Raw genomic sequence first — 13,538 nt, forward strand, 5'->3', positions numbered from 1 at the left:
CATGGAACAGGATCTCAAGCCCGGAGCAAAGCTGCCGGAGGACGAGATCGGTGCGCCGTTCGGCATCAGCCGCACCATCGTGCGTCAGGCGCTTGCCCGCCTGCAGAGTGACGGCCTGGTCGAGGCCGGTCGCAAACGCACCGCCACCGTCGCACGTCCGAGCCTGAAGAGGCCAAGGATGTTTTCCGTGTGCGCCGCGCGCTGGAACGGGAGGCAATCCGCATCATCTCGGAGCGCTGGTCCGAAGAGGTTGCTGCGGCCTTGAAGGCGCATGTCGCGGAAGAGGACGAGGCGCGCAAGACCGGGGATCTTCGTATTTCCGTCCGGCTGGCCGAACGGTTTCACATTCTGCTGGCCGAACTGACGGAAAATGAAATTCTGCTCGGCTACATGACCCAGCTCGTATCGCGCTGCTCGTTGATCCTGGCCATTTACGGACGACCGCACTCGAGCGACTGTGCCGTGTGCGAGCACGGCGACATCCTGACCGCGCTGGAAAAGGGCGACCCCGAGGCCGCTGTCCGGCTCATGGACGACCATGTCGGCTCGCTTGAGGCCAGGGCGCTGAACCAGGATGCGGGCGAGGGGCCGAGCCTTGTCGATATCCTGTCGCGCCATGCCGGTGAAATCGGCCTGGATACGCCCGCCAACAAAAGAAAGCTTCATTCATGACCGGGCAGGACTACGAGCATTTCGATTTCGCAGAGCTGTCCCCGCGCGACCGCTACAAGCTGTTGATCGGCACAGTGGTGCCGCGGCCGATCGCTTTCGTGACGACGGTCAGCCCGGATGGCATCGTCAATGCCGCGCCCTGATTCGTTCTTCAACTGCCTGAGTGCCGATCCAGCCATTGTCGCGCTCGGCGTGGAAAACCATGCCGATATGCGCTTCAAGGACACGGCCTACAATATCCGGATGACCGAGGATTCACGGTCAACATCGTCGACGAGAACCTCGTCGAGGGCATGAATGTCTGTGCCGTGAAGTTTCCGCCGGAGGTGGACGAACTGGAGATGGCTGGTCTGACCGCGGTCGCCGGCACACAGGTCTGCAGCCCGCGCATCGCGGAGGCGCCGGCGGCGCTTGAGTGCCGACGCTACATGACACTGGAACTCGGAAAAAGCCGGGAAATCATCCTGGGCGAGGTCAAAGGCGTCTTCCTGCGCCCGGATCTCGTCGACCGGGGCAAGAAATACGTTGATCAGCTCGGGCTGAATGCGGTCGGGCGCATGGGCGGCCACGGCTATTCGACGACGCGCCAGCAGTTCGACCTGGTGACGCCGTCGCTTGAGGATTGGGAGAATGGATTGGCGGCGGGAATGCCGGTCATTCCGGGTCTTGGCGAAAAACAGACCTGACAGAAGCCGCACCAAGCGGACTCATTGAGACCAGAAACCGGCCGATGCGCCGGCAGCAACGCAGGGGCTGACGCTCAGGCGAACGGGAATTTGCGTCCGGACGGAATGCCGGCGCTTCGGTTGAAGAAGAGGGGAAGTGACATGAACAGACTGAACGTAACCCGCCGTGGTTTTCTGGCCGGAACGGCCGGCAGCGCACTCCTGGCGTCCGGGCTGCTGCCGGCACGGGCGGAGGCGACAACCATCGGCATGATCTATGTCGGGCCGAAGGATGACTTCGGCTGGAACCAGGCCCATGCGGTCGCGGCCCAGGCGCTGAAGGAGATCCCGGACGTCACCGTGGTGGAAGAGGAAAACGTGCCGGAAACCAACGCGGTGATGAAATCCATGGAGTCGATGATCCAGCTAGACGGCGCATCGCTCCTGTTCCCGACCTCGTTCGGCTATTTCGATCCGTTCATGATCGAGGCGGCGAAGAAATATCCGGATGTGGAATTCCGCCACCCGACGTCGCTGTGGTCCGCGGACAAGCACCCGCAGAACCTCGGCGGCTATTTCTGCTATCTCGATCAGGCGCATTACGTGAACGGTGTGGCCGCCGGCCTGTCTACGACCACCAACAAGATCGGTTTCGTTGCGGCCAAGCCGATTTCCCTGGTTCTGCGCAACATCAACGCCTTCACCATGGGCGCGCGCAAGGTCAATCCGGATGTGACGGTGCAACTGATCATCACCGGCGAATGGTCCCTGCCGGTGCGCGAGGCGGAAGCTGCCAATGCGCTGGTGGATGCCGGCTGCGATGTCATTACCTGTCACGTGGACAGCCCGAAGGTGGTGGTGGAAACGGCGGAAGCACGTGGCGTCAAATGCTGCGGCCACAATGCGGACCAGTCGCCGCTGGCGCCGAACGGCTTCATCACCGGGGCGGAGCTGAAGTGGGGCACGGTCTACTCGGCTTACGCGGGCATGATCCAGCGGGGCGAAAAGCTGCCGAACCTCAACGAAGGCGGATACGACAAGGACATGGTCGCCTCTTCCCCGTTCGGTGCGGGCGCGACGGAAGGTGCCAAGGCTGCGGCCCTGGCCGCGATCGACGAACTCAAGGGCGGGGCGCCGATCTTCGTCGGTCCGCTCAAGGACAACAAGGGCAACACGGTAATCGAGGGAACCCTCGGCCTCTACGACGGCGCGCTGTGGGAACGGATTACCTGCTCGAAGGCGTCGTCGGTTCCATCACCTGACCGGCTGCGGATGCCTGCTCAAACAAAAAACGGTGGCGCCAGATGCCACCGTTGAGGTTGACGGCAAAGCCTGAGCCGCTCATCAACTCCGTTGTGTGAAATGATTTCAGCAATACCCCTTGCACCCGTCTCACCCCTTGAGGGGGAGATGTCTGCGTCCGCAGACAGAGGGGGGTGTCCGGCCTCACAGCGCAATTTAGCGCTTCTGTATTTTGCTGCTGCCGTTACCCCCCTCTGTCACCTTTGGTGACATCTCCCCCTCAAGGGGGGAGACGGGAGCGAGCGGCACGACCATCAATCACAAAACAAAAAACGGTGGCGCCTGGCGCCACCGTTTCGTTTTTCAAAGCGCCTTTGAGCGCGGATCAGCTTGCCTTCAGTGCGCCCGGGTTGCTGCCCTGCTGGCGCAGGGCCAGCTTGTTGAGGGCGGAGACATAGGCGCGGGCCGAGGCGACCAGCGTGTCGGTGTCCGCGCCCTTGCCGGTTGCGATCCGGCCGCCGGATTCCAGACGAACGGAGACTTCCGCCTGGGCGTCGGTACCCTCGGTCACCGCATGCACCTGGTAGAGCTGCAGGGTAGCATCGTGGGGGATGATCGCCTTGATGGCGTTGAAGGTCGCGTCGACCGGGCCGTCGCCGGTGCATTCGCGGGTTTCGTGATGGCCGTTGACGTCCATGGTCAGGATCGCCTTCTGTGGGCCGCCGGTGCCGGCGATCACGGTCAGGGCAATGACGCGGGTGTTCTCGCTGGCGATGGAGATTTCGTCCTCGACCAGGGCCTCGATGTCCTCGTCGTAAACGTGCTTCTTGCGGTCGGCCAGGTCCTTGAACCGGCGGAAGGCATCCTGCAGGGCGTTGTCGCCCAGTTCATAGCCCAGTTCGCGCAACTTGTCCTTGAAGGCATGGCGGCCGGAATGCTTGCCCATGACCAGCGACGTGGCCTTCACACCGACATCCCCGGGCCGCATGATTTCGTAGGTTTCGGCATTCTTCAACATGCCGTCCTGGTGGATGCCGCTTTCATGGGCGAAGGCGTTCTTGCCGACGATGGCCTTGTTATACTGGACCGCGAAACCGGACGCGCCGGCGACCAGCTTGGACGCGCGGTCAGGTACTGCGGATCGACGTTGCAGGCATAGGGCAGCACGTCGGCGCGGGTGCGGATCGCCATGACGACTTCTTCCAGCGCCGCGTTGCCGGCGCGTTCGCCCAGGCCGTTGATGGTGCATTCGATCTGGCGGGCACCGCCGGCCACACCGGCCAGCGAGTTGGCAACTGCGAGCCCCAGGTCATCGTGACAGTGGACGGAGAAGATCGCCTTGTCCGCGTTCGGCACCCGGTTGCGGATGTCGACGAACATCTGCTTGTACTCGTCCGGCGTGGCGTAGCCGACCGTGTCCGGCAGATTGATGGTGGTCGCGCCGCATTTGATGGCGGCTTCCACGCAGCGGCACAGGTAGTCGATCGGCGTGCGGGTCGCGTCCATGGCGGACCATTCCACGTCGTCGATCAGGTTGCGCGAACGGGTCACCGTATCGGTGATGATATCGAGAACCTCGTCCTCGGTCTTGTTCATCTGAACTGCAGATGGATCGGTGAGGTGGAGACGAAGGTGTGGATGCGGCCCTTGCCGGCATGCTTCACGGCGTCGCCGCAGCGGTCGATGTCGGCGTGGATGGCGCGAGCCAGACCTGCGATCACCGAATTCTTGGAACGCTTGGCGATTTCACTGACGGCCTCGAAGTCGCCGTTGGAGGCGATCGGAAAGCCGGCTTCGATGATGTCGACGCCCATGGCGTCGAGGATCTCGGCGATCTGCAGCTTTTCTTCCAGGGTCATGGAGGCGCCGGGCGACTGTTCGCCGTCGCGCAAGGTGGTGTCGAAGATGCGAACCTGATCTTTTTCGGCAGTCATTCGTTTATTCCTTCCCGGGATCGGCGGCCTTGAGAGCGGATATCGGACAGTGCTCCGGCGCGCGATCAGTCTGTCTTTAACTGGTGAATGCGCTTTGTCTCCCCTAAGTGCCCGTCCGCAGGATACGGATCAGCCGACGCTCAGGGGCAGCTAAGCAGAAGGAGGTCGCCAAGTAGAATAAGGCCGCCGCGCGGGGGAAGCGCGTCGTTGAAAGAACCGGTCATGTCGCGCGTTGCGATCATCGGTGTTTCAGGGCCTTTGTTCAGGTCACTTGGGATCTTTGGCTTTGAAGCGTGCCGCAGAAACGTGACCGGGACGTTAATCTTTGATCAGGTTTCTAGGGGATCGGAAAATAATTGGCAAGAGGGAATGGGCTGCCGATTGGCTTGGTGGCCCACGGTCGAAAAAATAATACTGCGCCAATTCGAACCGAGGCATTAGGATTATTCCTGCCGTTGGTCCTGTCTTGAAAGGTCCTGCAGATGAGAGTTCCGGCTGTCCTGCTTCTGTTTCTTTTTGCTGTCTCTGTTGCTCGGCTCCCCGTTGCTTCGGCCGAAGTCGGCGCCCCCTGCGGCGGGATCGCAGGGGCAATCTGCGGCGATCTCGAGTTCTGCAAGTTCACGCCGGAGGCGAGCTGCGGCGCCGGAGACCGGAAAGGCGTCTGCGTCAGGAAGCCGGATCTCTGTACCCTGCAGTTCGATCCTGTCTGCGGCTGCGACGGCAAGACCTACAGCAATGCCTGCCAGGCCCATACCGCCGGCCAGAACGTGGCTCAGAAGGGCTTCTGCCCCGGAACCGAGACTGCGCCTCCGGTAAAATGAGCGGCTGACCGGAGCGTGCTATCATCCCGCCATGACGATCCTCGCGAAAAGTCTGTTCTCCGGAATGTTCTTCCTTTGCATCGGCGTGACCGCAAAGGCCGAAAGCGGATCCTGCTATTCGGCAAGGCAGATGGAAGATACCTTCACCGGCAACATGGTGCGCGATCTGATCGAGAAGGGGCATGCCTTCCGTCTTGCCAATGGCGACATCTATGCGGTTTTCGAAAACCTGCCGGGCGCCGCCATTTGCGATCTTGAAGATACCGATCTGTCCGACCTGGACCTATCGCAGGTCGACCTGGATCCGGCCGAGCTGAACGACGCGGTGTTGTGCAACACCGTCCTTCCCGGCGGAGCGATCAGTCGCCGGGATTGCCGATAGGGGATACCCGTTCCGGCAATATGCCGAAACGGCTTAATCCCCGAGGGCAATACCTTCCCGCCGCGGATCCGCGCCGCCCTGGAGCGTGTCGCCCACGGCAATCGCGTGGAGGCCGGAGTTGAGGTCGCGGGTGTTGACCTTGTAGCCGAGGGCTTCCAGCGGTTCGGCAAGGGTTTCCGCCTTTGTGCCGGCTTCCAGGTCATAGGTGCCGAAACGGTTGATCAGATGGGGCAGGGAGACGGCCTGCTGGACGTTCATACCCCAGTCGAGATGGGCGATGATCGCTTGCGCCACATAGCCGATGATCCGGCTGCCGCCCGGGCTGCCGACGACCAGTTCCGGTTTGCCGTCCTTCATGACGATGGTCGGCGCCATGGACGAGCGCGGCCGCTTGCCCGGCTCCAGCCGGTTGGCGATCGGCACGCCGTCCTTGTGGGTGCGGAAGGAGAAATCCGTCAGTTCGTTGTTGAGCAGGAAGCCGCGCACGAACAGCCGCGAGCCGAAGCCGTTCTCGATGGTGGTGGTCATGGAGAGCGCATTGCCGGCCGTATCCACGATGGAAATGTGGGAGGTGGAGGGAAGCTCGATTGCCTCGTCGTCGGAGAGCAGCATCGCGTGATCCCACGGCGGGGTGCCGGGCGCGACTTCGGGCAGGGCGACGTCGCTTTCAAGAAGCTCCGCGCGGTCGTCCAGATACTCCTCGTCGACAAGGCCCTTCAGCGGCATCGGCACGAAGTCATTGTCGGCCATGTAGCGGCCGCGGTCGGCGAAGGCGAGGCGGGAGGCATCGCCGATGAGCCGCCAGCTTTGCGGATCGAGTGGCCCGAGCGCCGCCAGGTCGTAGTGGTCCAGCATGCCGAGGATCTGGCCGACGGTAAGCGCGCCGGAAGAGGGCGGGCCCATGCCGCAGACGTCCCGGTCGCGATAGTCGACGCAGACCGGCTCACGCTCGATCACTTCATAGAGGGACAGATCCTTGTCGGAGAGATATCCCGGATTTCCGGGGGCGGTCTGAACCGTCTTGACGATGTCGCGCGCGATCTCGCCGTAGTAGAAGGCTGAGCTGCCGTTGGCTGCGATGGCTCGAAGGGTGGCGGCATAGTCCGGATTCTGGAGTATGTCGCCGGCCTTGATCGGTGTGCCGTTCGGAAAGAAATAGGCGCGCGTGGCGGGGAAGCGCTGCAAGCGTTCGGGATCTTCGGCGACCAGCGAGGCAAGGCGTGGGGAGACGGTGAACCCCTTGTCGGCAAGCTCGATCGCATCCTGAAACAGGGGCGCCCAATCCAGCTTGCCCCAGCGCTTGTGGGCCTCTTCCAGAAGCTTCGGCGTGCCCGGCGTTCCGACCGAACGTCCGCCGACGACGGCATCGAAGAATTTCAGCGGTTCGCCCTCGTCGTTCAGGAAGGCAGTCGGGCGCGCGGCCAGTGGCGCGGTTTCGCGTCCGTCGAGCGTGGTGAGCTTGCCGGTTGCCGCGTCGTACCAGACCAGGAAGGCGCCGCCGCCGAGGCCGGAGGATTGCGGTTCGACGAGGCCGAGCACGGTCTGGACCGCGACCAGGGCGTCGGCTGCACTTCCGCCGGCCCTAAGCACCTTGGCGCCCGCTTCCACCGCCAACGGGTTGGCGGCGGCAATCATCCAGTCTTTCGCCTCGACAGGTTTGCCGAGGGTCTTGGTCTCAATCGCAGACAGAGCTTTGGGCGACAGGGCATTGTAGCCTTGCGCGACCGTGCTTCCGCTTTCCGGAGCGACCGTATCGGTTGCCTGTTGCGCAAAGGCGGGAAGCCATCCGGCAAGAGCGAGAGCACTTGCGAGAACCAAGCGGGCGAGAAAGGTTTGCGGAGCCGAAGTCATCGAAATTTCCCTGCTGAAAATGCTTGCTGCGGAGGCGCTTACGAGAAGGCCAGGACTGCCAGAACGATGGTGCTAACGCCGAATAATGAGCCGAGCATGGCAATCTTCGGCATGTGTGGAGCAAAACGGGCCGGCTTTCCGGCCTTGATCCGGCTGATGGTGATCCGGCCCGTCACCGAGACGACGGTCAATAGCACGACCGACAGCATCTTCAGGTGAAATAGGGGGGCGAGCCCGGCGCCGCCGCTATAGGCGAGCCATAACAGCAACGGCCCGGTAATCCACAGCAGGATGACCGCATGAAAGCTCATGGTCGCGATACGCGGCATGATCCCGCGCAGGATCTTGGCGGCATCCGCATCGGCAGCCATGGCCGCGCGCAGGACCAGCAGGTTGGCAAGCCCGCCGCCGACGCCTGCGGTGAAGGCCAGAATGTGCAGCAATTTCAAAAGCGTAATCATGACGCCGTCATCTCTCCTCTTGGCCGCCTGTTCCGGCCCGATAGCGCACAGGCTAGACGATGGAAACGGGCGGTGCCATGGGGAAGTGTGCGGGGGAAGTGCTCGGGGGAATTGCCTTCCGGCGGCGTCAGGTTCGCCGGAAGGCATCCTCACCGGCGATGCCCTAGAGGCTCTGGCCGCCGGAGACCTCGATCCTCTGGGCGGTCATCCAGCCGAAGTCGCCGGCAAGCAGGCTGGAGATGGCGCCACCGATATCGTCCGGCAATCCGACCCGGCCCATGGCCGTCGCGGCGGCGATGTGGCGGTTGAGGTCTGCGTTGTCACGGACCACGCCGCCGCCGAAATCGGTCTCGATGGCGCCCGGAGCGACGGCGTTGACGGTGATCCGCCGGCCTCCAAGCTCCTTCGCCTGGTAACGGGTCAGGACCTCGATCGCTCCCTTCATCGCTCCGTAAGCGGCATAACCCGGCAGGGCGAAGCGGGCGAGGCCGGAGGAGATGTTGACGATCCGGCCGCCGTCCTCGATCAGCGGCAGCAGGCGCTGGGTCAGGAAGAACACGCCCTTGAGATGGATGTTCACCAGCCGGTCGAACTCGTCCTCAGTCGTCTCCGCGAAGGGTTTGAACACGCCGATGCCGGCGTTGTTGACGAGGAAGTCGATGCTGTCGCGGCCGCAGGTGTCTTTCAGGGCTGTCTTGAGGCGCTCCGCGAAAGCTGTAAATCCGCTGGTGTCAGACGTGTCGAGCTGCAGGGCGACCGCCTTGCCGCCGAGGGCTGCGACCTCAGCGGCCACGCTATCGGCATCCGTCTTGCCGGAATGATAGGTCAGAACCGTGTCGATCCCCTTGCGGGCAAGGTGAACGACGGTGTTGCGGCCCAGGCCACGGCTGCCGCCGGTGATCAGGGCGATTTTTCGGGTATCGGTCATATTGTCTCTCCGTTGGGGTGGAGTGGTTGGCGATAGCTCCGAAATAGGCGAAAGGGCGCGGTGGAACCTGCCGCATCCTCCTGAAAATCTGCCTGATCCTCCAAAAGATGGCTTTCCAGCGCTTGCGTTCGGCGCCTGCTGGATGTAGCCCGGAAACAAGCAGGAGAATAAGATCGGTGACGGTTGAGGAATTAGCCCGGAAAGTGCTGGAGTTCGCGGATATCCGCCAGGCGGGCGATCAGCCAATGCCGGTCGGGGTAGACGGACTGAGCCTGGTGCGCCAGCGTGCTCCCTCGGAGATTTATCCGGTGGTCTATCAGCCGATTTTCTGCCTGGTTCTCCAGGGGGCGAAGGAAACCTATCTGGGCAATCGAACGGTCAGGTTCGCCAGAATGGAATCGCTGATCGTCGGACTGGACCTGCCGGCGCTCGCCCGGGTGGTGCAGGCAAGCCAACGCGAGCCTTACGTGGCGCTGGCGCTGGCGCTCGACATGACGCTGATCCGGGAACTTGCCGGGGAGACCGGCAGCTGCGCGGGTTCCGGCCCACGGGCGGCAGAGGCGGTGGTAACGGGTCAGGCCGATGAGGCGGTGCTCGATGCCATGGGACGCCTCTTTGCCTTGCACGACAAACCGGACGCTGCCCGGGTTCTGGAGCCGCTGATCCGGAAGGAAATTCATTACTGGCTGCTGACTGCCCGCCACGGTCAGATCCTGCGCGATCTGGCGGAGCAGGACAGCCACGCGGCCAGGATCGCCCGGGCGATTGCCGTCATCAGGCGCAGCTTCTCCTCGCCGCTCAGGGTCGAGGATCTGGCTCGGGCGGCCGGCATGAGCGGGTCGGCCTTTCATGCCCATTTCAAGGCGATCACGGGGACGACGCCGCTTCAATTCCAGAAGCAATTGCGGCTGATGGAGGCGCGACGGCTGATGCAGGCGGAAAAGCTTTCGGTGGCCAGTACCGCGTTTCAGGTCGGCTATGAAAGCCCGACCCAGTTCAGCCGGGAATACGCCCGCCACTTTGGTGCCTCGCCACGGAGCGACCGGGCGAAGACACCGGTTGAAGCGCTTATCTAGACGAAGAGTTCGCCGCGGGCCACGAGGGTGGCCTGGCCGCCGATGCGGATGGCGTGCATGGCGCCGTTTTCGATGTCGATCTCCAGGTCGATCAGCGACGGGCGGCCCATTTCGAAGCCCTGCTCGATGCGGATATGGTGGGTGCCGCTGGGCAGATCGTCGAAAAAATGGACGGCGCCGGCGAAGGCTGCGGCCGCGGATCCGGTCGCGGGATCCTCGGTGATGCCCATGGCCGGTGCGAACATGCGCGCATGGAACGCGCTTTCATGGGCGCGGGTCTCGCGGCAATAGACGTAGGCGTCCGTGTGGGTGTCGTTGCCGAAGGCATCGTGCCAGACGGTGAGGTCCGGCTTGGCGCGGGCTAGCGCGCCGAGGTCGCGAACCGGAATGAAGTTGAACGGGGCGCCGACCTGATAGCGGGACGGTGCGTGGTTTTCGAAACCGATATCGACCGGATCGAGGCTGAGAGCGGCTGCGATCAGTTCCTTGTCGCGGGTCGGTCCGGCGGGTTCGGGCAGCTTCGGCACGTCGAATTCGGCGAAGGCGGCGGCATTTTCCCTGAGCACCACGGCGCAACGTACGGCACCGATCTGTTCCTTCAGAACGACGACCGCATCCTGTTCGCCGCTGATGTCACCGAAACGTTCCATCGCCATCAGGATCGCGGTGCCGACGGTCGGATGCCCGGCAAAGGGCAGTTCCAGCGTGGGCGTGAAAATGCGGATGTTGGCCGTATGCCCGGGATTTTCCGGCGGAAACACGAAAACCGTCTCGGAGAGGTTGAATTCCTTGGCGATCGCCTGCATTCGCTCGTCACTCAAGCCTTCCGCATCGAGCACAACGGCGAGCGGGTTTCCGGCGAGGGATTTGTTGGTAAAGACATCGAGGACGGCGTAGCGACGGCCCATCGGCAGCTTCTCCATTGGTTTTCAAAGGCATCGAACGAGACCGGACTGTTGCACGGAAGACTGCCGACTGCCACCCCGTAGCTTTGCGCATTGGACAATAAAAGATTAACCGGCTCATGGTCCGGACCCTGGTATCAGGCCGGCGCGGCGGCAGGCAGAAGCATTCTTGCGATGTCCCGGGCAAACGGTACGAAATTCGGAGATGTCAGATCCTGTGGATGACGCAGGATCCGGATATCGGAGAGTTCCTGTTCCTCACTCGCCATCGAATGCCGCAGGATCCGGTCGCGCAAGGGTTCGGCGGCAAGCGGAACGTCGAGGACACGGGCGATGGAGATCCGGGGCCCGTCCATGATCGCGTAAAGTGGTCCGGCGGTGATGTCGTCGGCGCCAAGGCCCGTTTCCTCGTCGAGTTCGCGTAAAATGGCACCGAGAATATCCACGGTGCCGTCTTCCCGAATATCCGAGGGATCCAGGTTGCCGCCCGGCGGATAGATCCTGCCGGCATTGGCCGTGTTTTGCGACATGACCCCGTAGAGCAGGGCGCCGTCCGACGATCTCAAGACCGCCGAGCCGAAAATATTGTGCGTGTCGAGGTCCGGAGCGCCCCAGTCGCGCCAGGTCAGAAAAGCGGCATAGGAGCATTCCCGGCAGGTGCCGGTGAAATGGCCGTCGGCGAGCGTGTAGCCAGCAAGTTTCAGCGTGCGACCGTTCCAGAGGGAGGGGTTCTTTCGGAGGAGTTCGGCCCAATGGGCTTTGACTTCCCCGGCATGCCGGCGTTCGAATGCCCATGGCGTAGCGCGGTCAATGGTGAGCCTTACCGACTTCAGGGGAAAGATTTCGGCGCGAAGCGGCTTTTCCATGATCGGAATGACCCCGTCGGGAGACATCCGGCCCGGCCGCTCGGACAGGGTGGAGAAGCCCCGGTTTTCGTAAAAGGCGCGCGCGAAGTGGTCGCTTTCGAGTACGATCCGGTTTTTGCCGCAGGCCCGGGCCCGATCGGCCATGCGTTGCAACAGCAGACTGCCGATGCCTTGCCGCATCGCCTCAGGCGCAACGAACAGGAACTCAAGATAGAGGCAGTCCTCACGCATCTTGCCGCCGGCGAAGGCGACGGGCCGGCCGTTTTGCTCGGCGACGATCAGATCAAGGGACGCGAGCGTTGCATGGGTGATGCGGTACTCGCTGCGAAACGCCTCGATACGCTCCAGGGGGTATCCCCAGGAGGCTTTGGACCGGTGCAGGATATCGGTGAGTATGCCGGTATCGCCCGCATGCGCCGGGCGGAGTTTCAAGGTCATCCGCAGTCTTTGGCCCGTTCCGTTGTCTCCCCTCAGGGGTAGCCTGCCAGCGTAAATCCGGCAAGCAGGAGGCTGCCGGGCAGACAAAAAAGGCGGCATCCATCGGAGATGGACGCCGCCAGTGGTTGCTTGGTGGGCAAGCAAAGCGGGAAGTTAGGGGCCTGGCCCTAGCGGATGAACGTGCCGCTGCGCAGTTCGTTGACGGCCTGTATCAGTTCCTCACGGGTGTTCATGACGATGGGGCCATGCCATGCGACCGGCTCCCGGATCGGGGCGCCGGAGACGAGAAGGAAGCGGATGCCTTCTTCGCCGGCCTGGACGACGATTTCGTCGCCGGAACCGAACATGACCAGGGTTCGGTTTCCGGTCTGGTCACGCACATGCAGTTCCGTGCCGTCCAGTTCCTTTTCGGTCAGAACCCCAACGGGATCGGAGGCATCAGCAAAGGCTCCCGAGCCTTCGAAAACATAGGCGAAGGTCTGCTTGTAGGTGTCGACCTTCAGCCGCTTCTTCACCCCGGCGGGCACGGAGACATCCAGGTATTGCGGTTCGGCGGCAATCCCGTCGACGGGGCCGGATTTACCCCAGAAATCGCCGCAGATGACGCGCACAGTGGTGCCGTCGTCGTCGACGACAACGGGGATGTCGCCTGAGCTGACGTCCTGGTAGCGCGGTTCGGACATTTTCAGCGACGAGGGCAGATTGGCCCAGAGCTGAAATCCGTGCATGCGTCCCTTGTCATCGCCCTTGGGCATTTCCTGGTGCATGATGCCGCGCCCGGCGGTCATCCATTGAACGTCCCCGGCGCCCAGGTTTCCGGTGTTGCCCAGGCTGTCGCCATGGGCGACCGTCCCCGCCAACACGTAGGTGATCGTTTCGATCCCGCGATGGGGATGCCAGGGAAAGCCTGCGAGGTAGTCCTCGGGCCGTTCGCTTCTAAAATCGTCGAGGAGCAGAAACGGGTCAAGCATCTCCGGATCCTGAAATCCGAACACGCGTTCCAGTTTCACTCCGGCCCCTTCAAGGGTCGGCTGGGTGCTGCCGATATGAGTTATGGGCCGAATGGACATTAAACCTGACTCCAGTATGTATTGGTCCTAAAATAGTGGACGGCATGCAGGTTCCCATCGGCCTGAGACAAACAGTCTGTTCACTGTGGGGAAACAATAGCGGGCCGGTCTTGGAAGTGGCCGAGGTGAGGCCTATCTTCTGCAAACAGCCTCAGGCAGGTTCGGCGCATGTGGCCCGAACCCAAAACGTCCTGTCTCCGTCTTCTCAAACGCTTCAAGATCCAAAC

General features: G+C 62.7%; 11 protein-coding genes and 3 pseudogenes. 7 read left to right on the forward strand and 7 right to left on the reverse strand.

Going from position 1 to position 13,538, the window contains the following annotated elements; genetic code table 11:
* The 4 genes and pseudogenes from ABIN98_RS12195 to ABIN98_RS12210 form a co-directional block, all read left to right on the forward strand.
* Nucleotides 1-265, forward strand: a 265-nt coding sequence (locus ABIN98_RS12195) for a GntR family transcriptional regulator (RefSeq protein WP_346910307.1), incomplete at its 5' end; no start/stop codon positions are given.
* Nucleotides 190-672 (forward strand): FCD domain-containing protein, encoded by a 483-nt coding sequence (locus tag ABIN98_RS12200; protein ID WP_346910309.1) that lies wholly within the window; start codon nt 190-192, stop codon nt 670-672. The genes ABIN98_RS12195 and ABIN98_RS12200, both read left to right, overlap by 76 nt.
* Nucleotides 669-1,358 (forward strand): annotated as a pseudogene (locus ABIN98_RS12205) (flavin reductase family protein). Before ABIN98_RS12200 ends, ABIN98_RS12205 begins: the two are co-directional and overlap by 4 nt.
* Nucleotides 1,359-1,499: 141 nt before the next feature.
* Nucleotides 1,500-2,599 (forward strand): annotated as a pseudogene (locus ABIN98_RS12210) (BMP family ABC transporter substrate-binding protein).
* A gap of 365 nt (nt 2,600-2,964) precedes the next feature.
* On the opposite strand, the pseudogene ABIN98_RS12215 reads toward ABIN98_RS12210, so the two are convergent.
* Nucleotides 2,965-4,513 (reverse strand): annotated as a pseudogene (locus ABIN98_RS12215) (2-isopropylmalate synthase).
* 482 nt (nt 4,514-4,995) lie between these two features.
* On the opposite strand from ABIN98_RS12215, the gene ABIN98_RS12220 reads away from it, so the two are divergent.
* Nucleotides 4,996-5,334: a Kazal-type serine protease inhibitor domain-containing protein gene (locus tag ABIN98_RS12220; RefSeq protein WP_346910311.1), complete on the forward strand. Its 339-nt coding sequence runs from the start codon at nt 4,996-4,998 to the stop codon at nt 5,332-5,334.
* 31 nt (nt 5,335-5,365) lie between these two features.
* Nucleotides 5,366-5,716 (forward strand): hypothetical protein, encoded by a 351-nt coding sequence (locus tag ABIN98_RS12225; RefSeq protein ID WP_346910313.1) that lies wholly within the window; start codon nt 5,366-5,368, stop codon nt 5,714-5,716.
* Between the two features lie 33 nt (nt 5,717-5,749).
* Here the strand turns inward: ABIN98_RS12225 and ggt are convergent, their stop codons facing one another.
* The 3 genes from ggt to ABIN98_RS12240 all read right to left on the reverse strand — a co-directional run bounded on the left by ggt (nt 5,750) and on the right by ABIN98_RS12240 (nt 8,956).
* On the reverse strand, nt 5,750-7,567 hold the full coding sequence (ggt, locus tag ABIN98_RS12230) for a gamma-glutamyltransferase (RefSeq protein ID WP_346910314.1): 1,818 nt from the start codon (nt 7,565-7,567) through the stop codon (nt 5,750-5,752).
* A 38-nt stretch (nt 7,568-7,605) separates the two neighbouring features.
* Entirely contained in the window at nt 7,606-8,028 is a 423-nt protein-coding gene (locus ABIN98_RS12235) for a hypothetical protein (RefSeq protein ID WP_346910316.1), read from the reverse strand.
* 163 nt (nt 8,029-8,191) lie between these two features.
* A complete protein-coding gene (locus ABIN98_RS12240) occupies nt 8,192-8,956 on the reverse strand; it encodes an SDR family oxidoreductase (protein WP_346910318.1) in 765 nt (254 codons plus the stop codon).
* Between the two features lie 176 nt (nt 8,957-9,132).
* Between ABIN98_RS12240 and ABIN98_RS12245 the strand changes: the two genes are divergently transcribed.
* Nucleotides 9,133-10,032: an AraC family transcriptional regulator N-terminal domain-containing protein gene (locus ABIN98_RS12245; RefSeq protein WP_346910320.1), complete on the forward strand. Its 900-nt coding sequence runs from the start codon at nt 9,133-9,135 to the stop codon at nt 10,030-10,032.
* On the opposite strand, the gene ABIN98_RS12250 is transcribed toward ABIN98_RS12245, so the two are convergent.
* From ABIN98_RS12250 to ABIN98_RS12260, 3 genes are all read right to left on the reverse strand, one after another.
* Nucleotides 10,029-10,940: a PhzF family phenazine biosynthesis protein gene (locus ABIN98_RS12250; RefSeq protein ID WP_346910321.1), complete on the reverse strand. Its 912-nt coding sequence runs from the start codon at nt 10,938-10,940 to the stop codon at nt 10,029-10,031. The two genes, ABIN98_RS12245 and ABIN98_RS12250, sit on opposite strands and share 4 nt — an antisense overlap.
* Before the next feature lie 134 nt (nt 10,941-11,074).
* The gene (locus ABIN98_RS12255; RefSeq protein WP_346910323.1) at nt 11,075-12,241 is read right to left on the reverse strand and encodes a GNAT family N-acetyltransferase; all 1,167 of its coding nucleotides are present in this window, start codon (nt 12,239-12,241) and stop codon (nt 11,075-11,077) included.
* Nucleotides 12,242-12,408: 167 nt separating this feature from the next.
* Nucleotides 12,409-13,311, reverse strand: a complete 903-nt coding sequence (locus ABIN98_RS12260) for a pirin family protein (protein ID WP_346910325.1) — start codon at nt 13,309-13,311, stop codon at nt 12,409-12,411.
* Between the last annotated feature and the right edge of the window lie 227 nt (nt 13,312-13,538).

The sequence above is a fragment of the uncultured Roseibium sp. genome, from assembly GCF_963675095.2.
Taxonomy (GTDB): Bacteria; Pseudomonadota; Alphaproteobacteria; order Rhizobiales; family Stappiaceae; genus Roseibium.

Excerpts from the sequence above, each read along its gene's own strand:
- ABIN98_RS12220 (WP_346910311.1), top strand. The coding sequence starts at position 4,996 with ATGAGAGTTCCGGCTGTCCTGCTTCTGTTTCTTTTTGCTGTCTCTGTT.
- ABIN98_RS12225 (WP_346910313.1), top strand. The coding sequence starts at position 5,366 with ATGACGATCCTCGCGAAAAGTCTGTTCTCCGGAATGTTCTTCCTTTGC.
- ggt (WP_346910314.1), bottom strand. The coding sequence starts at position 7,567 with ATGACTTCGGCTCCGCAAACCTTTCTCGCCCGCTTGGTTCTCGCAAGT.
- ABIN98_RS12235 (WP_346910316.1), bottom strand. The coding sequence starts at position 8,028 with ATGATTACGCTTTTGAAATTGCTGCACATTCTGGCCTTCACCGCAGGC.
- ABIN98_RS12240 (WP_346910318.1), bottom strand. The coding sequence starts at position 8,956 with ATGACCGATACCCGAAAAATCGCCCTGATCACCGGCGGCAGCCGTGGC.
- ABIN98_RS12250 (WP_346910321.1), bottom strand. The coding sequence starts at position 10,940 with ATGGGCCGTCGCTACGCCGTCCTCGATGTCTTTACCAACAAATCCCTC.
- ABIN98_RS12255 (WP_346910323.1), bottom strand. The coding sequence starts at position 12,241 with ATGACCTTGAAACTCCGCCCGGCGCATGCGGGCGATACCGGCATACTC.
- ABIN98_RS12260 (WP_346910325.1), bottom strand. The coding sequence starts at position 13,311 with ATGTCCATTCGGCCCATAACTCATATCGGCAGCACCCAGCCGACCCTT.